The organism is Candidatus Obscuribacterales bacterium (genome assembly GCA_019744775.1).
Taxonomy (GTDB): Bacteria; Cyanobacteriota; Vampirovibrionia; order Obscuribacterales; family Obscuribacteraceae; genus SBAT01.
In genome coordinates, this window is record JAIETZ010000002.1 from 105,441 (window position 1) to 128,268 (window position 22,828).

Genomic DNA, 22,828 nt, shown 5'->3' on the forward strand with positions numbered 1-22,828 from the left:
AGGCTTACGATCTTTCATAATCAATTCCAAAATCACTGTTCTAGGTATCCAAAGTTTATAGTAATCGAACGTGGGTCATCACACTCACTAAACTTCATAACTCTGGAGATTGAAAAACATAAAGCTTGCAGTGCTACCAAACAGACAATGACCTTATTTGTATGTGCCACTCAATCCGAGTATGCGAGCTAGTCTACAACCAAAGACGCTAATACAATTACTAACGTTGATTGTCTACTCAAAAAATAGGGTATATCAATTAAGCACTAAACTTTCCGAGGAATCGATATGTCTGGTAAGTTTGAAGATTTGTTCAACAATCCCAAATTTGCAGCACTAGCAGCCAGACCAGTTTTTCCAAGACTGTGGAAATACTATTCCAGCGTAGCAGATGTGCTGGCAGGAAGTTCGGCGATAGCATCTATATTCCCTAATACAACAGATATTGGTATCCAACGAGAATGGGTATATGCTGAATTCTTGAAAAACCATCTACCCTCTGTCTGTAACGTCTTTCTTGGCGGCTACGTGTTCGGTATAGATGGACATGAAAGCAAACAAATGGATGTTATCATCACAACGAATCTATCTCAACGCTATAACATACCGAACACTGTAAAGTCACTCGCATGTATAGAGGGAACACTTGCTGTTGTGTGCCTTAAGTCTAACCTCAATACAGCAGAACTTAATGACTCATTAGCAAACATAGCATCAATTCCCACTTTAGCTATACGCAATTCGGAAAAATCAATAGAATCAGCGAAGAGCAATCTACACGATAATCTACCCGTAAAGATTATTTACGCTCCGAAAGGCATGGATGGTGAAAACGTATTTGTAGCTGTTGAAGAATTCTACAAAGCGAACCATTCGATCCCTCGCAAACACTGGCCAGATTTGATTCATGTTAATAAAAAATATCTCTTTATAAAAACGCCTATTGACTCGGGCGCCCCAAGCAACTACTTGCCCCTTAAAGACGAAGATGGTGCGCTTGGTCTAATTAACGCAGTATACATGATTCAGGATCGCATTCTAACGTCAACTAAACTTGAACTAGCTTATATTGAGGCTTTAGTTCCACTACTTACGCATGGATCACTCAAAACAATCTTTGATGGTAAAAACAAATAGGGCTCCGAATCATTCCAACTCAACACGCTTTCCTCTAATTTCTCGTCCTTTCAGCGCTCTTACAAAGCCTAAAAAGCAGCATTAGAGAGACGATGTGCATAACCTTGGATAAAGTTTGTCAGACCCTAATGGATTAAACAAATTTGGCTGGCCTCATATACCTACTGAAAGCCTGTCTTATGATAAAACTGGCACGTTGCTCGATTTTTGAACGCTGGTAATTTCTTTTTTCAGTATGTATTCTTTGATAATCTCGATACTGGCCATTTCACCAATTCTGCGCACCGCTGGAGACTTTAAGAATGCTCTGGCAGGATCATCCTCGATTACATCCGCTTGAGGAGTCGCGCATAAAGCCAACCGATCCAAAAGTTCAGTCTTCCGAGTTTGAAGCTCGCAGAAGGCAGAGCTGATTGCACGAACGGCATTGGCTTGATTACAAGCATCACTACGACTATTTCGTAGTTTCGCCAACAGACTATCGCTGCCATCAACGATTAGCCGTTGGATCGTCTTAATTTGTTGAATGTCTGAATAGAGTTCTTTGGATAACGTAAGCTCATCTTCGTCAACTGTGGACAACCGCCTGCTTCCCAATAGTTTTTTATTCCAGTCAAATAGCTGGCTAGATTGCAAGTCATACTTTTCCGCCACAGCAGAAAAGCTCGATTCCTGGGCTTCTGCGATAAGGTCAAGTTTTTGTTCTTTAGTGAAGGTTCTTCTTGGCATAGTCCATGTAGCTTAGGGAATGGCGGTTACGAACATGTGTACGCTCAAATCAATCCTACTAGATAATTCCAGTAGGATTGATTTTTCGAGCAACAACGGATAATTCCGCCGATACCCCAACCTTTCTTCGCTCGCTAAGAATCATGAATCTATTGGAAAACTTGCGTAAAAATCGAAGGACAAATTACCGAGAGCTACCACAGATAGCCTCACGAATCTCAAGGACGGAGCACCCACGCCAGCAACCAACAGCACCCGTATCAGAAATCCACAAGTGATTATCGTCAGAGTCACGTCGAATCAATTTACAGGCAGGACAAGGACCTCTCCAAAACGGTTTTGAAACATCATGGCAGTAGCCATTATCCTCAGCATATCTAACCCAATCCATTTCCCCTCTGCGAGAACGAATACTGCCAAATCCTGAGCTAGTCCTGACATTTGTGATCTCCCTTGAATCAAGCTCATCCACAAGACTTAACAGGTCATCCGCACGGTTCGGACGTTGAGAAGCGAACCATTCCAGCTGACTCTGTATATCTCTTTCTGGACCTTCAAACCAGCCCCTACAGCCATTTGCCTCAGGTTTACGATGAATGCCCAGAGGTCCTCTGACAAGATTGCCTAAATCAATTAACTTATCCTGCTTTGGAAAAATTTCTAGATGATTCTCCGCTATACCGGTGCTTCTCATAAAAGCCCTTGCAAACCGCCTGAGTGCTCTAGCCGGTACAGGTTGATCAAAGAAGAGCCAAAAATGTCCATCGCGCCCTGGACGTTTACCCTCTTTAATTACACGCCATCCATGAGCACTCATTGCATCGGCAAGCTGATTACTACAGCCATCCTCAACATCCGAATCGCCACATAGCCATCGAGACTCACTCTGTAGGTCATGTCCGTAAAAGCCAATCGTTACCTGTCCAAGGATGTGTGCACAAATTATTGAAGTAGTTACTGGCTGGTAAATTGGTTTATAACCATGCTTTTCACCGTCAGTCCACTGTTCTGCATACACGTCGAAACGGTTAGCGAATCTCAAGAGAAAAGTTTGCAGCAGATTATCTGAAATACTGTCCATTTATAGTGACCTCCATAACAGTCAATTCCACTTAACGCCAAACGTCGCAAACGACAATCGGCTCACAAGTATGAGTTGGACCAACAGCCCTGAGCCAACAAAAACGTGCACTAGCAACACCTTTTGCCGATTCGGCTCAAAAGTCCATCAATTTGAATCAACAGAGAAACAATTTGAGCCGAATTACAGAGAGAGAAACGATTTACTTTATATATCGTTTTCCTGTTATCTGTTGAGCCGAATCGGCGAAATGCGCATCTGTTGTACCTTTCATCGGCTCACCCATCGGCCCAACGCATTAAGCCGATGACCTCATCGGGATGTACCAGTCCCAAATCCTCCAAGAAAGGGACAGCATCATCAACTACTTTGTAGAGATAGGACTTGCCTTCCTTGTTGTCTGAAATGCATAGGCATCCAGAAGTTGTAAGTTCAGAGAGATATCTCTTTGCCGAAGAGTCTGGAACCTTAAGAAGCTGTTGCGCTTTTGCCCTAGTGAACTCTTGATGTCCGAACTCTTCCTTGAGCAGTGTGAGGTTTTTTCGTCCCCTTGCACTCAACAGATCCAAAACACGAGGAGCATTTGCCGATACTAAATCATAAGCTACTTTGTAGTCATTAATGTCGGCAACGATATATGATTGGACATTGTCTTCAATTACTTCTCGACAATGCTGGTGCAAAAGAGCGTTTGCCTGTGTGTAGTTCAGAAGCAAAGGGAATAGTCGTCGTATTGTGACCTCCTGTTTCTTAGGAACAATATGCTTGGCATAAGGAATCTGGACTGGATATGACCTCAATCCTCTATGAAAAGTTCGCCACGCCTCAACTTCTACTCGCTTGGCATAGTCTAAAGATGCATCAAATGCAATTGAAGCCATTTTAGCCTGCAAATCAAGCACCTTCGCGGTGAGTTGCGCATCGTCCTTGGTCATACACCAGCTCAACCGATTTGCAAACTCGTCGTTGAACTGATTTTGTTCAAGAGTCGTCGTCAAGGTAAAAGTCGCCGGACCTTCAGTAGTATGAACCTGTGCACCAAGTTCTCCCTTCGCACCTTTTTCGACAACAGTTCTTGTAATGCTACCCTCACTTATTAATTGCCTAAATGCTTGTTGCCAATCATCGTCCTCTCCCTTCTTCAAGATCTTGAGTTCACCGCCAATCACATACTTATGCCTGAGCGAACCAAGATAGAAAAGTGCTCGATTACTATAACTGGTACTGTTAATCACGATTTCCGGCGGAAGCAAGTTCGAGGCTTTCACGATTGCATCACTTTTTCCAGAAGCACTTGGACCAGAGAAAACAAATCCCATACTTCGCGAAAGAAGCCGCGATCCGTGGCTAATTGAAATCGTGCCAGCCAAATTCATGTCAGCTATGTAGCCGAAGTGTCTTTTTAACGTCTCTTGGAGTTCATGAGCGATGTTTGGACACGTCTTGATTTCATCAGTTCGCTTGCATATAGCTTTTTGAAATTCCTCTTCCTCTTCCTTGCGCTTGCGCTCTTCCTCAGGATCCCTATTTTCCTTATTCAGCTGCTGAGCTGATTCCTTTGCGTTCCTTTCCGTTTGCTTCTTGAGAGAGTCGTATATGACTCTATACGTACTTTTGAGCGTCCTTTTGCCAACATTGTATTTCTTACGAAACTTCTCTAGCTCGACGTCAACTTTAAGCTCGTCAGGCTCGCTTTGTGCAAGCTTCAGGAGACTTAGGCGGATGACCTCTTCCTCAGTTTGCAAAGGAATCGTTGGACCAGCAGCGCTTTTGCCTTGCAATTTATTGTGCACGGATGATTTGATCTCATTGCTTGAGGTAGAATGGGTATCAACATCGTCGAACTGTGCAGCCCCTTGACCCAGGGGCTGTTCCATTGTTGCAGTCATAGTTACCCCCAAGTTATCCCAGGAAGCCAGCCAGTTTCATCGATGTGATCGAGTAAATCTATGGTCTCATCAAACTCCTCGCAGGTCGTCACTAACTTAGTCGACTTAACCTCAAGCTCATTTTGGGTCAAGAAAGAACGAAACGCATCTATATCGACCGGCAAACCGAATTGCAGCAGACATTTCCATACAATTGTTAGCTGTGGTTCTTGCTCAGCACCTTCAGGCGCGTGTGACCAGCAATAAAGTTTAGTTCCTGACTTGTGTTGAATTTGCCTAAAAACTTCATCGATTGAATAGTAGGCTCTTTCAACATCCCTCGGACATTTGCAAACGGTTGTAATCTCGACTAAAAGGTGTTCGTCACCTTTTTCAGTGATTAACTCCTGGAGGATGTGTTCACTATTGAACTGATTAATCAATTTAATTACCTCCTCTTTTTACTGACACATTTTTTGCCTTTGCCCTTGGATCAAAAATGGAAGCAGCGTTGCGATTAAGGTATTCGTCCAGCTGTGCCCTAGTTATAACGACCCGGCGTCCGATACGAACGTGCCCCAGACGTCCAGTGTGAACCTCGTGCCACCATTTCGTTTGGCTTATCCCATACCTTTGGGAAAGCTCGGGAATTGAAAAACCTTCCTGTATAACTTCGTTCGATTGTGACTTTCTTGTTGCCATATCTTTTGCTACCTCCTGGTGCGTTTTCGCATATTGTCATTGAGGCTGTTATGCAGTACAATATACATAATTCAGAGTTTAATCAGAGGTCCAAACCGAAATGGCAGGACAGTACAGCCTTTTGAAGCGTCAATATAAGCACTTTCATCTTAAAGGGGTCATCCTAGAGACGACTTCCGCCAATCCGTCCTTCCTTAAGATTGATTTTGCGTATCAAAAGCATCGAGCCTTTATGCTGGAAACTTTTGTAAACGCAACGGACGCCACGAAACTACTCAGGTACCTAAGACGTTTTGGCTTACCGGACAGAAAAAGGATTCAGGAGAATCAGGTACTTTCTAAAGACCTGGTCACAGAAGCTACAGAAATACTGGTGACTGCAAACGGGTTGTTGAGTATAGCTGCCAGACTGCGATGGCACTTAACTTTGATGGAAGCAGTTCGGCAAGCCGATCATGATTATCTTAAGCTGTGTGTACAAGCCAACGATTCTGAGTTTCCAGAAGAGCATCCACTTTATAAACCCCATAGAAAATCTAAACTTCTCTCAATGAGTCCATCGCCTACTGCCAGTGCATACACAGATTGGGAAGATGGACTACTTTCTAGTGATGAAAGTGAAAAAGAATTTGAACGTCATATTGAACCAAAGGAATGGCAAGGGCAATTGCGACAACGAAACAAAAGACTCGAGTTCACCAGAAGATACATTGCTCACCATATTAATCATCATCTCAGCAATGTACATCCGACAGTGGATTTCAAAGGAAAAACATTCTTCGATCTGAAGCAGCCGATTGAAGCAATGTACTTGGAATTATTCAATCAGTTTACGGGCGCCACCGGGATAATTATTTGCAAAAACCCAAATTGTCCAAAACCCTTATTTGCGGCAAAGCCAAAACAAAAAAGTAAACGCAAGCCAAGAAGCGATAGAAGATTTTGCGACAGGGCTGGCTGTCAAAAGTGGTATCACGATAACATCGGACGAGTTAGATCGGCCAAACAAACAAAAGGTCCAAAATTGGAGAGACTAAAATGACCAAAGAAAATAAATCAAATGAAAAAGTGAATAATGGCCTTTACAAGCGTGGGAACAACTGGTGCATTCGCATAATGATAAACGGTATATTGCACCGCAAATCAATCGGACCGGAGAAAGCAAAAGCAAAGGCAGTACTTGCAGAACTCAAAAGTCAACGAGCACTATTCCGCGTTACTGGTGATATGTCAGGCTTGGAGGAATTCTTCAAAATTAGAGAGCGTAAGACTTTTGCCGAAGTCGCAGAGGCATATATTGCTGAAAGACCACACCTAAAGCCAAGCACCCTAAGGGGCTATCGCGAGATTCTGAAAAACTACCTTCTACCTACATTTGGGAAACTCTATGTCGATCAAATTACCGAAGATCAAATTGCTCGCTTTCAAGCAGACATATCACAATCTGTTTCAGCTACTCGCACCAATAACATCCTTGGTCCGTTGCGCTATATCCTAAAAACTTGCGTCCGACGAAAACTAATCGGCGATAATCCTGCCTTATATGTTAGTCAACTCAGAGAGGAAGATCCAAATATTGATCCGTTAACAGCCGATGAGCTAGATAAGGTAATAACGTGTATGAAACCCTATCAGCAACCATTGTTTCTCTGCCTCGCATGGACTGGAGCAAGACCAGATGAACTATTCGCCTTAAGATGGTCTGATATCGATTTCCAGCGCAACGAAATTCACATTAACAAAGGGCGAGTTAGAGGACTAGAAAACACAACAAAAACAAAGTCTAGCAAACGAGTCATATACATGCTGTCAGTAGTGAGGCAGATCCTGTCCAGTCTTCACGCCAGCAGTACCAAACACTTAAATGGCTATGTTTTCCTCAACAAGCATGGACAACCATATGACAAACATGTAGATAGAGAATGGCGGATTGCACTTAGCAAGGCCGGCGTAAGACATCGCCCGGCTTATCAATTACGCCATACATTTGCGAGCCAATGCTTACAGAATGGTTTGCAACCAACATGGGTATCGAAGATGCTGGGGCACTCCAGTTTGCAAACCACATTCAAGCATTATGCACGATTTATTGATGACGCGTCTAATATCAATGAGAAACGCCTAGAGGAGTTTCTGTCTAATAGAAATAGCTCGAATACACGTGCGAGTTCCTCATAACACGCCACTAGCGTGTTTATCGTGGTCTTTCTAAACCTGTGACAATTTTGGTCAATTGATCACTGACACTTCTTGTTTTACAATTTGCTATTATGCAAATGCCTACGAATATACGTCAGAATGTTGTCTTTCTTGTGCAAGAACGGTTAAACACTGTTAGTGGGCAGTCAAACCGCGTAGCCTGCGGAACAGCCTTCTTTGTTGTCGTAATGTCAGGCGAAGGAAAAGGATTTCCTTATCTTGTTACCGCTCGCCATTCATTAGAACTCGCAGACAAAAACAAGCCACTATTTGTACGTTACAACACAGCCGCAGGATTTGACGATGCAGAAGTTAAATACGAAGACTGGCATCAACATCCAACGACTGATGTAGCCATTCTGCACTTTCCACCACCAGACCGCTCGCTGGTAGTATGTCTTCCAACAAGTATGCTTCTATCAAGCGAGCAAGTAAAAAAAATCCCCCCGAAAGAGGGCGCTGATGTCCGCTTCATTTCCCTATTCACAGGGCACCCTGGCATACAACGTATTCAGCCGGTTGTGCGTTCGGGGAAAATAGCACTTCTTCCTCACGAAAAAATAAACATAAGTATGGGACCAGTTACCAAAGGAAACGTGGATGCGTACTTAATAGAAAGCATCTCATGGGGAGGGTGCAGCGGCGCACCAACTTTTATAGATCATTTCGATCCTACTGCTACTAGCGCTGATCCCAATGCGGTGCAACCGTTTCGACTGCTTGGACTAATCAACGGTCATCATGAACTCTATGCAGACGTACAGAGCAATGAGGAGTCTCTGGTAGGAGGACGTGTTCCTCTGAATGCTGGAATAGCCATAGTAATTCCAGCACAAGCAATTCTAGAGCTACTAACCGCCAACGAAGTCGTTTTAACTGAACGCAGCGATCTCAGCCCGACTAGCCTTCGATCAACGATACTTTTGATCAGGCAAGCTCAATCGCCTTCGGCAATTCATCGCTTCTCTCCAGACACAGCTGCTGCTTTGACCAAACCACAAAGCAGTAGGTCGATATCAGTTACTTCGGACGAATTGGCACGAATGGAGATACGCAGTAACAAAGATTATGTTGCTCTTTCTATTGCAGAACGAACACTACTTCTCAATTCGGACTCTACCACTAGGTTGATCGGTTACCTAAAACAATTTGCGGGAAGTGGACAGACCGAACCATTACGTATTCTCTCAGCTGGCTCTAATGTCGACTTAGATCTAATGACCATGCAGGATTACGTCGAGCTGATTCTCTTTCTACATCTAGAAACTCGTGTCGAAGTTCAGACCCACATTCTTGATAATCAGCTAGTTCCAGATCTAATTAGTGGATTGGAGAGCGCATTCGCAGACACATTCCCAAACAGTAATGGTTAAACGAATTGCCTACTAACTGTGCACAGATTTGGTCACAATGACAACCAGTCTACGATAGCACATCCCATTTTTCAGCAATGGTGATGATTTCAGAGCACAAAGAAGTAAATGGTGGAGGCGGCGAGAATCGCACTCGCGTCCAAAGACATCTGGAATTAAGCCACTACAAGTTTAGTTCGATATTCCACCAGAACCGCTGGCGTAGGCTCGAACGGCCTCCCGGGTTTGCAATTATGTCTTGGCTCAGACTATCAATCGCTAATTTTGTCTGAGAGCAATCACCGTGGTTAGCCTGATAGCAGCGGGTGATCAAGCCCCTACCAAGCTTCGCTACTTATCTAGTTCGTAGATTAAGCGGCGCGCAAAGCGCGCGGTGCGAAAGCAACAACGTTGTTGTTGGCATTTGTTTTGTTTTGCTGGGTTTTTGACGAGGTTCCTAGCAACCCCGACCTGCAACTTAAGACCTAACATCCCTGTCGAATCTAAACGCCCCCATGTCTGCATTGAATGACGCAACATGGTCGTCGTATGTAAATACGAGGAAAGGTCATTCAATTATCAGTGTGCAAAGGGGGGAAGCCCCGGACTAATCATTATAACAGGAGCAGGTCGGCGTCAGTCTAGCGCCGTAGCTACCGCCCTCCAAGTGCTTGCGGGTTGGGGCAAGGGCGGTCCATTTAGCTCCATCCGGGGCTTCTTAGTGTTGTAGACCATAAGGTTTTGGAAATGTTCCCAGCTTCACGGGCGCATGCAATGCGCCCCTACAGTAGGACCCGGTGCGGTTAGCTTCTAATGGACACAGGGATTCTTTCCAAGGTGATTCCCGCCCATTTTTCGTCTAATTGCTTGTCGACGATTTTTAGCGGATAGCTGGCAATTGCCTCTTCCAACTTACTTAACTTTTCAACGAGAATTCCGGCACAAATGATGCGTCCGGATGGTCGCAATAGACGTAAGTAATCAATCATTAGGGCGATATTGTCTTCGCACGTCAAATTTGAAAGTATCAAATCAAATGTCAGATTGTCTAAAACTTCAGTGCTTCCTTGAATGAGCCTGACGTTTTTCACTTCATTGAGTACGAGATTTTCTGTGGCAACACGAATTGATTCGGAGTCTGTATCGACTGCAACAATCGTTGCTGACGGATTGAGTTTAGCTGCAGCAATTGAAAGAATTCCGCTGCCTGTACCGACATCAACAACATCATCCGGCACTGCAAAATGTTCCATTGCTTCCATGCAGTAGCGAGTGGTGGCATGAAGTCCTGTGCCGAATGCCATGCCCGGCTCAATGAGAACCAAATGTCTTTCGCTCAATTGCTCAGGCGTAAGTTCATCCTTCAACCACGGAGGGCAGACGAGAAACATCATGCCAATGTTGAAAGGTTTAAATCCTTCCTTCCATTTTGCTAACCAATCTTGATCAGCAATTGTTTGAATGCGCAAAGTCTTGAGACAAGGAGCAAGTCCGTATTCTTCGAGCAAGGCTTTCACATTGCCAATGTGTTCATCCGTCGCTTTGTCTTCTTCGAAATTTGCTTTGATAAGTACGCGCGAATTTTCCAGCGGCGCAACTTCGCAGCCGGTAGAACCGTGGCGAATCATTAACCACGACGCCAAATCTTCTTGTTCAGCATCTACTTCAAATTCGAGCTGAAGCCAATTTCGTTTGTCTGTCATATCTGGACCATCCCTTGACGACGGGAGGTTTTAAAAATTGCCGGAGGTCGGAGTCGAACCGACACGCCCTTTCAGGCGGATGATTTTGAGCCAGGATAGGCTGCTACGTAACATTCCCATTCGCTACGTAATATGCCCATCCATAGTGATAATGACCCCCATCTTTGCGGAATATTAAGGAACGGAGTCCCTTGGAGAATGAATGTATGAACTATCAATTCGGTAACAAAGCCCCTTCTTTCTTTGTATTGCCTTCGCTGCAGCCAACGCCGGCAGCTCAAACAAAATGGCAAGAGCCAACCTTGCAGCATCTAATAGATGCTTATTTGGATCGCCATATAAAGAAGGGCAAGAAGGCTGAAAAGGACATAGAGGAAATCCTGAGAAAGAATGCGCGCCCATTGATGCATAAACCACTATCAGCAATAACGAGTGATGATGCTGAAACCTTGCACCAGGATATAGGTAGACGAGCAAAGATAATTGCTAATCGGACAATTCAATACCTACGGGCTGCTTGGAATAAGGGCGTCATTTGGAACATGTGTTATGGGCGGAATCCTTTTGCCGGCATAACTCGGTTTCCGGAACGGGCAAGGAATCGCATTCTAAGTGCCGATGAAATGAATAGGTTGTTCTTTGTATTGGATAACTCAAGAAACCGCGATCTGAGAGACTTCGTTTATCTCGCTCTATTTACTGGCGTTAGAAAAGCAAAGATCTTAAGCATGCGCTGGCAAGACGTTAATGTGCCCGAACATAAATGGAGAACACAAGAGAATAAGAATGGAGAGGACCAAATCATTCCATTGGGAATGCGTGAACTGGACATCATCTTGTCTCGACCCAGAATATCTCAATGGGTGTTTCCTTCAAAGGTAAGACGTGGCGCCCCAATTATATGTATTAAGGAAGCATGGAAAGGGTTAACGAGAAAAGCTAAGATCGACGATTTGAATATTCACGATTTGCGCAGAAGCTTAGCTTCAGCAATGCTAGAAGCTAATGTTAATGTCAAGATCGTTCAATCGGCAATGCATCATAAAACACTCGATACGACATTGCGTGTGTATGGACATACAAGCAAGAAAGCCGAATTAGAAGCTCGGCAGCTTGTACAAGACCAGTGGCTAGGTCAAGACAAGAAAGCTAGTTAAGTAGGTTTCATAATTTGAACTCTTGAGCATGGCTATTATTTAGCTATGCTCAAGTACTTTCTAGCCCCCATTCTATTTATATGTTTGCTGATTTCAGCAGCCTACTCAGATCCGCTTAAGGTAACCACGAATTCAGATGCATTCTATGCACGAATCGTGAATATACACGATGGCGACACAATAACCGTTAAGACAACTAGTGGTGAGCAAATCACCGTTAGATTGGCAGGTATTGATGCACCGGAGCTGGATCAGCCATATGGAATGGAAGCTAAGCTATGGCTAGATAACTGGGCGAAAGGTCCCAATCGAGAGATCCTTTCTGTATCAGGAAGAAGAGCATTAGAAGAGTCTCGCGGGCAATACTTTATACCGACGGGAAGGGATCGCTATGGCAGAACCATTGCTTATATGTATGCAGGGGCTGATGTAGTGGAAGGTACTCCAGCTAATTACTTCAAGCAATCTAGTATCAATCAAAACTTGGTTGAACTTGGTGCTGCTTGGTGGTTTAGGCGATACGAACCAAGCAATCCAGAAATGGAAGCTGCAGAAGTTGATGCGCGTAAGCACAAGCGCGGCTTATGGAATGTAAACAAGAAACAACCTCAACCGATACCACCATGGGAATGGCGCAAGATGAAGAAAGATCATGCGTTGATGCCTGATGAGCTGAACGAGAAGATATAGACAAATAGATTAGTTCGGGTAATATACCGTCGCCTTATGTAAGGATGACGGTATTTTGGCAGTAGCACCATTAAAGATCTGTGCAGAAATAGGATGCAAGGCAACGGGCACTAAGTCTCGTTGCGATCAGCATGCATTGAAAGAGCGTAGAGATCGGGAAGCTAGACGACCCAAGGACCACAACAAAGACTACAACTCAACAGAATGGAAGCAAGAGAGGAAAGAATACCTCGAAGAGAATCCATTCTGCGAGTGGTTGTTAGATGATGGCTCAACATGCAACCAGATCGCTAAGCATGTAGACCACAAAGAAACATTGCGAGCTGGTGGCAGGAACGACAAGCGTAACTACCAGGCTTTGTGTCACTCACATCACTCACATAAGACTGCTAAATACGATGGTGGCTTCGGAAATAAGAAGAGGTCAGCATGAGTAAGCAATGGTGTCATTCAAAATGCAAAGGGGTGGGGGGGTCTAATCTCTACACCTTTTCAACGAAAGACCGCGCGGTGGGGTCGGCGTGTGCGACCGCAGGTTTCATTAAAGGGGCTTACACCAGATGTGGTGGCTTTAATGGGTAGGAGGGGACCAGCTCCGAAGCCGACCGCGTTGAAAGAAGCGGAAGGCAACCCAGGTAAGCGCCCATTGAATAAGCGTGAACCAAAACCAGATCTTGCGCTGCCTAAGTGTCCGGATTTTCTGAGCGATTTAGCTAAGAAAGAATGGGATCGGGTAGTGGGTCAACTGTTTCGGAACAGACTGATGACCGATCTCGATGCCATGAATCTTGCTGGTATGTGCCAGGCATTGAAGCGCGCTGTTGCTGCCGACAAGATTTTAGAGAAGTCCGGATATACCATGACCACGATGCAGGGCAATGAAATTCAGCGCCCTGAAGTTTCGATTTCTCGTAATTCATGGGCTGAGTATCGGAAGTTTGCCGTTGAGTTCGGCATGAGTCCCGCTTCGCGCTCACGTATTCAGATCGATAACAATTCAGGTGCCGATGAAGAAGACGCAGCAGACGAAGAAGAATTCTTCAGCTAACGAAGAATTCTGGTTTGATCAGGAAGCGGCTGATCGAGTCATCAAATTCTTCTGCAGGTTCCTGAAGCACACTGATGACGAATGGGCAGGGAAGCCATTCAAGCCATTACAGTGGCAAGAAGATTTGCTCAGGGAATTGTTCGGCTGGAAAAGAGCAGATGGTACAAGAAGATATCGAACCCTATATCTCGAGATTCCCAGAAAGAACGGGAAGTCTACGTTAGCCGCCGCAATCGCTGTGTACCTACTATTTTGTGATGCTCCTGTTCGCGGTCAAATCATCAGCGCCGCCGCCGACACCGACCAGGCAAAGATCATTTTTGATACAGCGAAGGCAATGATTGAGGCAAGTCCCAAACTTAAGAAGCGGTGCTGGATCTTTAAGAAATACATCAAGGTCAAGAAGACAGGCGCTATATATAAAGTAGTGTCCGCTGATGCTAGAACCAAGCATGGTACTAAGCCGCACGGAATTCTATTTGATGAATTGCACGTCCAAAAGACCAGAAGCCTTTACGACGCATTACGCACTGGTCGCGGCACACTTAAGCAGCCATTAGAAATCTTGCTAACCACTGCCGGTGAGAATCCCGATAGTCTTTGCGGCAATATCCATGACTATGCAATTAACGTAAGAGATGGAGTATTTCCAGATTCTACCTTCTTGCCTAAGATTTTTGCGGCAGAGAAAACAGACGACTGGAAAGATCCGAAAGTATGGCTGAAAGCAAATCCTAACCTTGGGTCAGCAATATCTTTTGAGAGCTTGCGTGATGAGTGTGACATGGCGCAACGAATGCCGAGTTACGAGAATACATTTAAGCAACTCTATCTGAACATATGGACTGAATCCATGGACGTGTTCATTCCAGAAGCCTTCTGGATTCGAGCCGGACGCGATTTAGTCTTGGAGGATTTTGAAGGGCGTAAATGTTGGGCAGCTTTGGACTTATCGAAGCGGATCGACCCTACAGCTTTAGCGCTCTGTTTTCCAGATGATGACTTCAACAAGTTTTTCAATTTCAATAAGTTCTGGATACCGGCCGATCTGTTGGAGTATCACGAGAAAACCGATCACGTCCCATATAAGTTGTGGGCAAAAGATCCAAAAGCCAACTTGATACTTACGCCGGGTGATATCGTTGACTACACCTATATCGAAGAAGATCTTCTCAAACTGATGGAACGATTCCACATGATGGAATTGGCATTTGACCCGTGGCGAAGTGAGCAATTCAGGACCAGGCTTATTAATAATGAAGGCATTCCGGCAGTGGAGTTCCGACAAGGCACCCGATCTATGTCTGGTCCGATGATGGATTATGAGGCAATGGTTATCTCACGACAATTTCAGCATGATAGCAATCCGATGATGAAATGGATGATGCGTAACCTGCTTGCCTATAGAGATTCAAGCGGCAACATCAAGCCAGACAAGAGCAAGAAGAATAGGAGAATTGATGGACCAGTAGCTAGCATCATGGCGCTGGCGAGAGCTTTGGAACATAAGGACGACGATAGTATTTACAACACGAGAGGATTAATAGTTCTATGAAAATGAAGCCCGTCGATGAAGACAAAGAAAAAACAATTTGGTGGAAGGATAAGGAATTTCGGAAAGAGAATCAGCAAGATCTCTGTGTGATCGTCGGATTCATTTTTATTGCATTTGGTTTTTTCTTGATATCGCCTGCAATATCTTTGATAGTTTCGGGTACAATCCTCGCGGCAATTGGTCTTAGGAGTTATGTGAGTGGGGATTCTTAGAGGACTGCTCGAAAAGAGATCACATCCCTCAAATCCTAGTGACAAGATCGTCCAGCTATTTGGTGGCGGTAGCCAGGCTTACACAGGTAGATTTATAAATACCGATCAGGCAATGAGGTATCCAGTCTTTGCTGCCTGCGTAGGCGTCATTTCGTCTGCTGCCATGACGTTGCCATGGTTCATCTATGAGTACAAAAAGGACGATAAAAAGGAAATAGCCCGAAAGTTTTCCCTTTATGGATTACTTCATGATCAACCTCATCCTAATTGGACGAGTGCTGACTTTGTTGAATTCATACTTGTCTGTCTGCTTACGAACGGTAATTTCTATGCTCTGATAGAAAGAACCGAAGGCGGCGTAATTACAAAGCTGACGCCGATTCATCCGTCCAGGGTTCGTATCGATTACGTCAAACTGCTGAAGGACGATCCGGAACTGGTGTTTTACTATCAGCCCAAGAATGGTGGCGCTGAGATCCCACTATTTTTAGGCAGGGATTTGTTCTATATAAGAGGAATGAGTCTTGACGGTATTTGTGGTGTAAGTCCTATCCGTATGCTTATGGAAGCAATTGGACTTGGACTAGCTGCAGAAGAATTTGGCGCGAAGCTATTCGGTAATGGCGCTTCTCCGCGTGGCGTGTTGCTTCATCCAAATAAGTTGAATGGAGAGAAAGCAAAGGATCTCCGAGAACAATTTGAACGGGCAAACTCCGGATTGGATAACGTCAACCGGGTTGCAGTCCTTGAAGAAGGAATGAAGTTTGAATCTATCTCATTGGCAGCCGATGAAGCCCAGTTCTTAGAGACACGAAAGTTTCAGCGCTCTGAAATATACGGCGCTATGCGTGTTCAGGCGCATAAGGTTGGGGATCTTGAACACGCGACCTTTTCCAACATTGAGCACCAGAATATTGAATTCGTGCAATCGACAATGTTGCCATGGATGCGCCGTATTGAACAATGTGCCCGTCGTGATCTTTTGAGCACTACGGAAAAACTGCTCTATAGCATCGAATTCAAGCTGGATGGTCTTTTGCGCGGTGACATCAAAACCCGTTATGAGGCTTATGCCATTGGCCGGCAGAATGGATTTTTGAGCGGCAATGATATTCGTGATCTTGAGAATATGGAACCGTACGAAGGTGGAGAGATTTATTGGCGACCAGTCAATATGGTGCCAGCAGATACGCCTGTAGCTGTTCCAAAGGAAGCGAGAACTAACAATCCTTATCTGATTGGTCTTCAGGAAATAACACAAGAGCGCCGGAATCATGACGCTGTGATTGCCGAAATCAAAAATGTAATTGCTGATGCTGTTCAAAGATCGGTATCAAAGGAAAGTAAGGCTCTTACCCGCCAAGTCGAGAAGGTTAGCCGTGGCGGAACCCTCAAGGAATTTCAGTCATGGACTGATGAGTTTTACGGTCAGTTCCGGACAGAAATGACGACGACTCTAATGCCGGCGGTAAGAGCATTAGGCGCGCTGACAGAAGGATTTTCCGACAAGGCAATCGACGATATTGTCGGCAAGCACGTTGAAAGGTCTATTCAATTAATAGGCGAAATCATGTCTGGTGATCTTGGATTGTCAGACAAGTTGAAGGAAATGACGCGGGCAATTTCTGAATGGAAAGAAACCCGTAAAGATGAACTGCTCGATCTTTTGGAGGATAAAGCAAATGGAAGTTAGATCAAATGAAAAATGGTTTGAAAGACGCCATTTGACTGAATGTGAACTCCGGGCATCGGACAAAGAAGACAACAAGCCAAACAAGCTTGCCGGTTATGCGGCGCTGTTTAATTCATACAGTGAAGATCTAGGCGGCTTCCGTGAGATTATCAAGCCAGGTGCTTTTAATCGGAATTTCCCTGATACGGATGTAAGAGCATTGCGCGATCATGAGCCTTCACGGGTATTAGGTCGCACAAAGTCGGGAACCTTGATTCTGTCGGTGAATTCAAAAGGCTTAGTTTCCGATATCAGTGCTCCGGATACAACCGATGGGCGCGATGTAATGGAACTTGTTCGCCGTGGTGATGTTGACGGTATGAGCTTTGGCTTCCGGGTCATTACCGACAATTGGCGAATGCAGAATGATGAAGTCATTCGTGAATTGCTCGATGTCGAATTATTTGATGTATCTGTAGTGACATATCCGGCATATCGTCAAACAACTGTAGCGGTTAGATCATTTGATGTTGAGATCGCGAAGCAATCCACATTATTGCCCGCGCTTCGCAAGATTGAGCATGATCTTGAACTAACTGAAGCAGACAGAACATTAGTGACTGAACATCGTTCACTACTGCAGGCTAAACTGCCGGCTGAATTGCGTGAGAAGTTGTTCAATCCGGAAGTAAGATCTGTGCCGCCAAGTATTTTGAAATTAAAACTTCAACTTGCTGAGCTTGCATAAGATAACGAATCGGGTAATATAAGCCCCGAAAATTTAGGCGCTTGTAGTTAGTAAAGCTGAGTCTGACGCTAACGAAAAGACCAAACAGAAGCCTGACCGCTGAGCCGGTCAAGAGACTGTCGAAAGTAACTCCGTAAATTACGGGGTCGGCAGGCTCTTTTATTTTTGGCAGGTCGATCCCATCCAAAAGGAAGGAAAGACATGCCAAATTTAGTTGATTTACAGCAGAAGCGCGGTCAGTTAATTACTGAAGCCCGCGCAATGGTGGACAGAGCTGAAGAAGAAAAGCGTTCACTAACTGAAGAGGAAAATGTTCGCTACGGCAAGCTGTGGGCTGAACAAGAAACGATTCAGACAAGCATTAAGCGTGAACAAGAATTGGTTGCTGCTGAAAAAGAAATGGCAACACGTGCCGCCGAAAGCAAGAAAGAAGATCGCGCCAAAGGTAATAGTCAGGAACAAGAAGATCGTTCCGGTATTGCTTCTGACGAATACCGCTCCAGTTTCCTTAAATATGTAAGGAGAGGAAGCGGCGCTTTAAATGAAGGCGAATTCCGCGCGTTGTCTGCTGGAACAGACACAGAGGGCGGCTTCTTGGTTCCCAAGGAAATGTCGGGTCAGTTGATCAAGGCTTTGGACAATGAAGTTGTTATTCGTGGATTGGCTACTCAATTCAACGCTTTTGATGAACTCGGATTCCCAGAACTGACCGCTGATCCAGATGATGCTGATTGGACTGTTGAACTTGCAATTGGCAATGAAGACAGTGCAATGGCATTTGGTGAGCGAGAATTCAAGGTAAATCCAATTGGCAAGTTGCTCAAGGCTTCAAACAAGATCTTGAGAAATCCCAATTTCAATATGGAAGCGTTTCTTTTGGCAAGACTCGCCTATAAGATGGGCGTAGCTCAAGAGAAAGCATTCATGACCGGAACAGGTGCTCGTCAACCGCTCGGTATGTTCGTAGCATCCACCAATGGTATTTCTACAGCTCGTGACGTTTCTACAGGAAACACCACGACTGAAGTAACCGGTGATGGACTCCGTGCTGCTAAGTGGAATTTGAAATCTCAGTATCAGAAAAATGGTAAGTGGTTATTCCACCGTAATCTGATGGAAAAGATTTCCAAGCTCAAAGATGGCAATGGTCAGTATCTTTTACAGCCTGGCTTAGCTCAGGATGTCGGAGATGTAGTTCTTAGCCGTCCCGTGCTCCTGTCTGAGTATGTACCGAATACATACACCACAGCTCAGTACGTCGGTATGTTTGCTGACTTCTCTCACTACTACATCGTTGATTCGTTGAAGTACAGAGTTCAGCGTTTAGTTGAACTCTATGCGGGTTCCGATCAGACCGGATTTATTGTCCGTGCTGAATTGGATGCTGCTCCAGCTCTTGCTGAAGCATTCAGCCGTATCAAGTTAGCGTAACGAGCGAAATTCACTAAGGAGAATTGAAAATGAATTTGTTAAAGCATGCAAAATTGATCCAGGTGAAGACGAGCTCTGTCGCCGGCACTTCGGATATTACCTCGGACACAGTTGATACCGAAGGTTATGATGGCGTTGCATTTTTGGTGCCATTTGGCACCATTACATCCGGCGCTGTCACATCCATTAAGGCTCAACAAGGTGCAGCTTCTGGTATGGGTGACGCTGCCGATCTTCTCGGCTCTGCTCAAACTGTTGCTGATACCGAGTCGGATAAATCTTTCTGGATGGACTTGTCCAAACCGCGCGAAAGATATGTTCGCTGCATCGTGGATCGTGGAACACAGAACGCCGTAGTTGGTCCGATCTTCGCCATTCTGTATGGTCCGCGTGTGAAGCCCGTTTCTCATGGAACCGGCATCTCTGGTGGTGAATTGTCGGTAAGCCCGGCAGAAGGCACTGCCTAATTAGGTTGAGTAGATATCGGCGGGTGGCATAAGTCACCCGCCAACCTCATAGGAGCATAAGAAATGGCTGACGCTACATTTCAATCAAAAATTTATAAAACAAATAATGGTGACAAGTTAGTAGCTGCAAGCGGTGGTGAAGTTGATTTTGAATCAGGTTCTGCCCTCAAGATAGCTGGTAATGATAGGACTTCCGCGCTAGCAACTGCCCCAGCTGCTGTAGCTGCTGGTTATAAAATCGCTCGCGGTGAAGTTACTCTTGATGGATCAAATCCAACTTCCGTCACCACTGGACTTGCGACCGTTGTTGCGGCTATGGCTTGTATCAAGAAAGCTACAACGCCTGGTGATGATCCAATTGCTATTACAGTTGACTATGCTGGCAGTGTTACTGCTGGACAGCTCGATTTGTATGCCTGGAAAACAGATGGCTCAGATCCGACGTTGGTGGCATCAACCAATAACACGGGTGTCATTAGCTGGATTGCAATAGGTACATAAGGAGTGTAATCAATGAGTTACGCCCAAAGGTTTACGGTTGACCTTGTAACGGATGCTAGCGGTGCTGCGACTGGCTATACATCGATTCCAGTGACCGGCAAGATCTCGCATATTCGCTATGTGAAAGACGGATCAACACCGTTTTCGGATGGTGTTGATTTCGCGATCACGGGTGAAGAGTCCGGCGAGAATATCTGGACAGAAAATGATGTCAACGCATCAAAACAGGTTGCCCCGCGGCAAGCTACTCATAGTAATGCCGGTGTCGCTTCATTGTATGCAGCTGGTGGCACCGCTGTTCAAGACAAGATCGCAATAGCAAATGAAAGAGTGAAGATCGTTATCGCTAGCGGTGGTAACACTAAGAGCGGTCGATTCATAGTAGTCGTCGATTAGACGAAGAAAAGGAGAAAAGCCCGAATGAAAGTGAAGATGAATACAACCATGGCAGGACCAGATGGTGTTGTGTTGGCTGGTAAAAGCGTAGAAGTCGATGAAGAGTTCGGCGCTGAACTGGTTAAAGGTGGTTATGCCGTATCTCTTGATGGTAAGCGCAAAGTTAAAGAAGTCGAACCTGAAGAATCCGATGAAGAAAAAGCAGTTTTGCCAGGTGCTCCAGAAAAGCGCGTGAAGAAGTAACCCAAAGATGATTTTTTCCCTCACCACTCCACCTGATCAGGAACCTTTGACTGTTGATGAAGTCAAAGGGTTCCTGCATGTGGATGGTGATGAAGAAGATGCTTGGTTTATTTCAGCAATCACCGAAGCCTGCGAATACGTTGAAGAATTGACCGAAAGAGCTCTCTTCCAACAGACTCGCACTTACTATCTTGATGAATTCCCGCAAGGTTGCGATCCAATAATTCGGCTTCCCGGCGCGCCGATTCAGTCGATTACTTGGATCAAATATCTAGATTCAGATGGTACGGAACAGACACTCTCTGTAGCTGATTACCGCTCTGATTTGATTTCTCAGGTGGCAAGGATAATGCCAGAGTATGGCAAATATTGGCCAACTACTAGACCGGTGACGAACGCAGTCAATATAAAGGTTGTCTGCGGTTACGCCGATGTGTCTGACATTCCGGCTAAGTTCAAGAATGCCATGAAGCTTCATATCTCCACGTTCTACCAGAATCGTGGCGATTTCGGCAGTGACGGATCTGGCAAACCGGATCTTAGCGCCGTAGATGCAATGTTGTTTTCTGAGCGGTTGAGGGTTTAGCCATGCAATCAATGACCGCCGGTAAATTAGATAGGCGAATAACCTTTCAAAGCTATAAGCAAGAAAGGCAGCGTTCAGGTGCCGCTAAAGCGGGTCAGTATGAAGACTTTTGCACTGTCTGGGCTGCTGCAAAAGAAGTCCGTTCAACAGAACGGTTGTTATCGATGCAGATGAATGCTCTTATCGATATGGAATTCTGGATTCGTTTTAGAGATGACATCTTAAAAACGATGAGAATCGTTTACAACGAACGCTATTTCAACATCTTTACCGTTGAAGAGATCGGACGCCGTAAATGGTTGCGGATCGTCGGCACTGAAGTAAATAACCTGGGCACTAACTTGGGGGTAGCTCAATGAGTACCGTACAAGTAAAAGGCTTGAAAGAAGTCAATGATGTACTTATCAAATTGCCAAAGAAGTTGGCAAATAGATCACTTCGTAAAGGCTTGATGAAGGCTTCTCGAGTTATTGTTGATGAAGCTAAACGGAACGTGCCTAAGCAGACTGGTAATCTTGCTGACAGTATTATGACTGTGGGTGGCAAGTCCACAGATCCTGAGCTTAAGAATGTTGTCGTAATTGGCTTGAGACTGACTTCAAAAGCCGACATGCGGAAGCTTGCGGCAAAGAAAATAACTTCTGCTCAAATAACTGATGGCTTTTATGGCAAGTTCGTTGAGTTTGGGCACTTTGCCGGTAAGAGATTCAGCTATTCGCGGAAACTTACTAGCCGTGAACAGCATGAAGGCATCATCTATAAGCGCGCTGCCAAGCATGGAATGCCTAGAGTGGATAGCGAGCGTAGACGAGTTGGCGCTCATAATTTTGTGCCGGCAAAGCCCTTTATGCGCCCTGCTTTAGAAAGCAAATGGCAAGAGTCAGTGACTGTCTTTGCACAAGTAATGACTGGCGAAATTGATAGATCAGTGAAGGAGCTTGCGAGATGAGCTTAGAAGCGCACATCTTTCAACGGCTCTCAGGTGATGGACAAGTTAGGTCCATTGCTAGTGATCGTATTTATCCAATTCAGTGGGAACAGAATCTACAACCTCCTGCAGTGGTCTATCAGATCATTAGCAAGGAATCGAATCAGTCTCACGATGGACCAGATGGCTTAGCAACGTCGCATGTTCAATTCAACTGCATAGCAAAAGACTATGACACTACAGTTGCATTGAAAGAAGCCGTTCGTCTGTCCCTTCAAGGTTACACGGGCACCTTGGAGGGTACAGAAATTCAATCTTGTGAATGTGAAAACGACTTTGATGACGATTTCAGTTCAGATGCTGAACTGTATCGGCGCATTTTAATACTTGCGATCTCGCATGATGAAACTCAACGATAAGGAG

At 45.0% G+C, this 22,828-nt stretch carries 26 protein-coding genes and 1 other RNA gene; 20 read left to right on the forward strand and 7 right to left on the reverse strand.

Features of this window, described 5'->3' with window-relative positions:
* The first annotated feature begins 288 nt into the window (after positions 1–288).
* The gene (locus K2Y22_04040; GenBank protein MBX9877607.1) at positions 289–1,137 is read left to right on the forward strand and encodes a hypothetical protein; all 849 of its coding nucleotides are present in this window, start codon (positions 289–291) and stop codon (positions 1,135–1,137) included.
* Between the two features lie 177 nt (positions 1,138–1,314).
* Here the strand turns inward: K2Y22_04040 and K2Y22_04045 are convergent, their stop codons facing one another.
* The 5 genes from K2Y22_04045 to K2Y22_04065 form a co-directional block, all read right to left on the reverse strand.
* On the reverse strand, positions 1,315–1,866 hold the full coding sequence (locus K2Y22_04045; protein ID MBX9877608.1) for a transposase: 552 nt from the start codon (positions 1,864–1,866) through the stop codon (positions 1,315–1,317).
* 184 nt (positions 1,867–2,050) lie between these two features.
* On the reverse strand, positions 2,051–2,947 hold the full coding sequence (locus tag K2Y22_04050; protein ID MBX9877609.1) for a hypothetical protein: 897 nt from the start codon (positions 2,945–2,947) through the stop codon (positions 2,051–2,053).
* Between the two features lie 278 nt (positions 2,948–3,225).
* Entirely contained in the window at positions 3,226–4,836 is a 1,611-nt protein-coding gene (locus tag K2Y22_04055) for a hypothetical protein (GenBank protein MBX9877610.1), read from the reverse strand.
* A 2-nt stretch (positions 4,837–4,838) separates the two neighbouring features.
* Complete coding sequence (locus K2Y22_04060) at positions 4,839–5,258, reverse strand: hypothetical protein (GenBank protein ID MBX9877611.1); 420 nt, start codon at positions 5,256–5,258, stop codon at positions 4,839–4,841.
* 1 nt (position 5,259) lies between these two features.
* A complete protein-coding gene (locus K2Y22_04065; protein MBX9877612.1) occupies positions 5,260–5,517 on the reverse strand; it encodes a helix-turn-helix domain-containing protein in 258 nt (85 codons plus the stop codon).
* A gap of 100 nt (positions 5,518–5,617) precedes the next feature.
* Here K2Y22_04065 and K2Y22_04070 point away from each other — a divergent pair, with 100 nt between their 5' ends.
* From K2Y22_04070 to K2Y22_04080, 3 genes are all read left to right on the forward strand, one after another.
* On the forward strand, positions 5,618–6,559 hold the full coding sequence (locus K2Y22_04070) for a hypothetical protein (protein MBX9877613.1): 942 nt from the start codon (positions 5,618–5,620) through the stop codon (positions 6,557–6,559).
* Positions 6,556–7,695 carry a site-specific integrase gene (locus K2Y22_04075; GenBank protein MBX9877614.1) on the forward strand — a complete coding sequence of 380 codons (1,140 nt, stop codon included), beginning with the start codon at positions 6,556–6,558 and terminating at the stop codon, positions 7,693–7,695. Before K2Y22_04070 ends, K2Y22_04075 begins: the two co-directional genes overlap by 4 nt.
* A gap of 98 nt (positions 7,696–7,793) precedes the next feature.
* On the forward strand, positions 7,794–9,089 hold the full coding sequence (locus tag K2Y22_04080) for a hypothetical protein (GenBank protein ID MBX9877615.1): 1,296 nt from the start codon (positions 7,794–7,796) through the stop codon (positions 9,087–9,089).
* Positions 9,090–9,198: 109 nt separating this feature from the next.
* Here K2Y22_04080 and ssrA read toward each other — a convergent pair.
* Both ssrA and K2Y22_04090 read right to left on the reverse strand, forming a co-directional pair.
* Positions 9,199–9,583: a transfer-messenger RNA gene (ssrA, locus tag K2Y22_04085) on the reverse strand.
* A gap of 288 nt (positions 9,584–9,871) precedes the next feature.
* A complete protein-coding gene (locus K2Y22_04090) occupies positions 9,872–10,771 on the reverse strand; it encodes a 50S ribosomal protein L11 methyltransferase (GenBank protein ID MBX9877616.1) in 900 nt (299 codons plus the stop codon).
* 206 nt (positions 10,772–10,977) lie between these two features.
* On the opposite strand from K2Y22_04090, the gene K2Y22_04095 reads away from it, so the two are divergent.
* The 16 genes from K2Y22_04095 (at position 10,978) to K2Y22_04170 (ending at position 22,824) form a co-directional block, all read left to right on the forward strand.
* Positions 10,978–11,928, forward strand: a complete 951-nt coding sequence (locus tag K2Y22_04095; GenBank protein MBX9877617.1) for a site-specific integrase — start codon at positions 10,978–10,980, stop codon at positions 11,926–11,928.
* A gap of 45 nt (positions 11,929–11,973) precedes the next feature.
* Complete coding sequence (locus K2Y22_04100) at positions 11,974–12,618, forward strand: thermonuclease family protein (GenBank protein ID MBX9877618.1); 645 nt, start codon at positions 11,974–11,976, stop codon at positions 12,616–12,618.
* Between the two features lie 55 nt (positions 12,619–12,673).
* On the forward strand, positions 12,674–13,051 hold the full coding sequence (locus K2Y22_04105; GenBank protein MBX9877619.1) for an HNH endonuclease: 378 nt from the start codon (positions 12,674–12,676) through the stop codon (positions 13,049–13,051).
* A 141-nt stretch (positions 13,052–13,192) separates the two neighbouring features.
* Positions 13,193–13,666 carry a phage terminase small subunit P27 family gene (locus K2Y22_04110; protein ID MBX9877620.1) on the forward strand — a complete coding sequence of 158 codons (474 nt, stop codon included), beginning with the start codon at positions 13,193–13,195 and terminating at the stop codon, positions 13,664–13,666.
* A complete protein-coding gene (locus K2Y22_04115) occupies positions 13,626–15,221 on the forward strand; it encodes a hypothetical protein (GenBank protein MBX9877621.1) in 1,596 nt (531 codons plus the stop codon). The genes K2Y22_04110 and K2Y22_04115 overlap by 41 nt, the downstream gene beginning before the upstream one ends.
* Positions 15,222–15,419: 198 nt before the next feature.
* Positions 15,420–17,126, forward strand: coding sequence for a phage portal protein (locus K2Y22_04120; GenBank protein MBX9877622.1), 1,707 nt, complete (start codon positions 15,420–15,422; stop codon positions 17,124–17,126).
* Positions 17,116–17,853, forward strand: coding sequence for an HK97 family phage prohead protease (locus tag K2Y22_04125; protein ID MBX9877623.1), 738 nt, complete (start codon positions 17,116–17,118; stop codon positions 17,851–17,853). The genes K2Y22_04120 and K2Y22_04125 overlap by 11 nt, the downstream gene beginning before the upstream one ends.
* Positions 17,854–18,054: 201 nt before the next feature.
* A complete protein-coding gene (locus K2Y22_04130; protein MBX9877624.1) occupies positions 18,055–19,284 on the forward strand; it encodes a phage major capsid protein in 1,230 nt (409 codons plus the stop codon).
* 29 nt (positions 19,285–19,313) lie between these two features.
* A complete protein-coding gene (locus K2Y22_04135) occupies positions 19,314–19,751 on the forward strand; it encodes a hypothetical protein (GenBank protein MBX9877625.1) in 438 nt (145 codons plus the stop codon).
* 63 nt (positions 19,752–19,814) lie between these two features.
* On the forward strand, positions 19,815–20,252 hold the full coding sequence (locus K2Y22_04140; protein ID MBX9877626.1) for a hypothetical protein: 438 nt from the start codon (positions 19,815–19,817) through the stop codon (positions 20,250–20,252).
* Between the two features lie 12 nt (positions 20,253–20,264).
* A complete protein-coding gene (locus K2Y22_04145) occupies positions 20,265–20,648 on the forward strand; it encodes a hypothetical protein (protein MBX9877627.1) in 384 nt (127 codons plus the stop codon).
* Between the two features lie 24 nt (positions 20,649–20,672).
* Positions 20,673–20,891 (forward strand): hypothetical protein, encoded by a 219-nt coding sequence (locus tag K2Y22_04150; GenBank protein MBX9877628.1) that lies wholly within the window; start codon positions 20,673–20,675, stop codon positions 20,889–20,891.
* 7 nt (positions 20,892–20,898) lie between these two features.
* Positions 20,899–21,477 carry a hypothetical protein gene (locus K2Y22_04155; GenBank protein ID MBX9877629.1) on the forward strand — a complete coding sequence of 193 codons (579 nt, stop codon included), beginning with the start codon at positions 20,899–20,901 and terminating at the stop codon, positions 21,475–21,477.
* Positions 21,478–21,479: 2 nt separating this feature from the next.
* A complete protein-coding gene (locus K2Y22_04160) occupies positions 21,480–21,836 on the forward strand; it encodes a phage head closure protein (protein ID MBX9877630.1) in 357 nt (118 codons plus the stop codon).
* A complete protein-coding gene (locus K2Y22_04165; protein ID MBX9877631.1) occupies positions 21,833–22,426 on the forward strand; it encodes an HK97 gp10 family phage protein in 594 nt (197 codons plus the stop codon). The genes K2Y22_04160 and K2Y22_04165 overlap by 4 nt, the downstream gene beginning before the upstream one ends.
* The gene (locus tag K2Y22_04170; GenBank protein ID MBX9877632.1) at positions 22,423–22,824 is read left to right on the forward strand and encodes a DUF3168 domain-containing protein; all 402 of its coding nucleotides are present in this window, start codon (positions 22,423–22,425) and stop codon (positions 22,822–22,824) included. The genes K2Y22_04165 and K2Y22_04170 overlap by 4 nt, the downstream gene beginning before the upstream one ends.
* The last annotated feature ends 4 nt before the right edge of the window (positions 22,825–22,828 follow it).

Bases quoted from the DNA above. Each gene is read 5' to 3' on its own strand.
- K2Y22_04040 (MBX9877607.1), top strand. From the start codon at position 289: ATGTCTGGTAAGTTTGAAGATTTGTTCAACAATCCCAAATTTGCAGCA.
- K2Y22_04045 (MBX9877608.1), bottom strand. From the start codon at position 1,866: ATGCCAAGAAGAACCTTCACTAAAGAACAAAAACTTGACCTTATCGCA.
- K2Y22_04050 (MBX9877609.1), bottom strand. From the start codon at position 2,947: ATGGACAGTATTTCAGATAATCTGCTGCAAACTTTTCTCTTGAGATTC.
- K2Y22_04055 (MBX9877610.1), bottom strand. From the start codon at position 4,836: ATGACTGCAACAATGGAACAGCCCCTGGGTCAAGGGGCTGCACAGTTC.
- K2Y22_04065 (MBX9877612.1), bottom strand. From the start codon at position 5,517: ATGGCAACAAGAAAGTCACAATCGAACGAAGTTATACAGGAAGGTTTT.
- K2Y22_04070 (MBX9877613.1), top strand. From the start codon at position 5,618: ATGGCAGGACAGTACAGCCTTTTGAAGCGTCAATATAAGCACTTTCAT.
- K2Y22_04075 (MBX9877614.1), top strand. From the start codon at position 6,556: ATGACCAAAGAAAATAAATCAAATGAAAAAGTGAATAATGGCCTTTAC.
- K2Y22_04080 (MBX9877615.1), top strand. From the start codon at position 7,794: ATGCCTACGAATATACGTCAGAATGTTGTCTTTCTTGTGCAAGAACGG.
- K2Y22_04090 (MBX9877616.1), bottom strand. From the start codon at position 10,771: ATGACAGACAAACGAAATTGGCTTCAGCTCGAATTTGAAGTAGATGCT.
- K2Y22_04095 (MBX9877617.1), top strand. From the start codon at position 10,978: ATGAACTATCAATTCGGTAACAAAGCCCCTTCTTTCTTTGTATTGCCT.
- K2Y22_04100 (MBX9877618.1), top strand. From the start codon at position 11,974: ATGCTCAAGTACTTTCTAGCCCCCATTCTATTTATATGTTTGCTGATT.
- K2Y22_04110 (MBX9877620.1), top strand. From the start codon at position 13,193: ATGGGTAGGAGGGGACCAGCTCCGAAGCCGACCGCGTTGAAAGAAGCG.
- K2Y22_04115 (MBX9877621.1), top strand. From the start codon at position 13,626: ATGAAGAAGACGCAGCAGACGAAGAAGAATTCTTCAGCTAACGAAGAA.
- K2Y22_04125 (MBX9877623.1), top strand. From the start codon at position 17,116: ATGGAAGTTAGATCAAATGAAAAATGGTTTGAAAGACGCCATTTGACT.
- K2Y22_04130 (MBX9877624.1), top strand. From the start codon at position 18,055: ATGCCAAATTTAGTTGATTTACAGCAGAAGCGCGGTCAGTTAATTACT.
- K2Y22_04135 (MBX9877625.1), top strand. From the start codon at position 19,314: ATGAATTTGTTAAAGCATGCAAAATTGATCCAGGTGAAGACGAGCTCT.
- K2Y22_04140 (MBX9877626.1), top strand. From the start codon at position 19,815: ATGGCTGACGCTACATTTCAATCAAAAATTTATAAAACAAATAATGGT.
- K2Y22_04145 (MBX9877627.1), top strand. From the start codon at position 20,265: ATGAGTTACGCCCAAAGGTTTACGGTTGACCTTGTAACGGATGCTAGC.
- K2Y22_04150 (MBX9877628.1), top strand. From the start codon at position 20,673: ATGAAAGTGAAGATGAATACAACCATGGCAGGACCAGATGGTGTTGTG.
- K2Y22_04155 (MBX9877629.1), top strand. From the start codon at position 20,899: ATGATTTTTTCCCTCACCACTCCACCTGATCAGGAACCTTTGACTGTT.
- K2Y22_04160 (MBX9877630.1), top strand. From the start codon at position 21,480: ATGCAATCAATGACCGCCGGTAAATTAGATAGGCGAATAACCTTTCAA.
- K2Y22_04165 (MBX9877631.1), top strand. From the start codon at position 21,833: ATGAGTACCGTACAAGTAAAAGGCTTGAAAGAAGTCAATGATGTACTT.
- K2Y22_04170 (MBX9877632.1), top strand. From the start codon at position 22,423: ATGAGCTTAGAAGCGCACATCTTTCAACGGCTCTCAGGTGATGGACAA.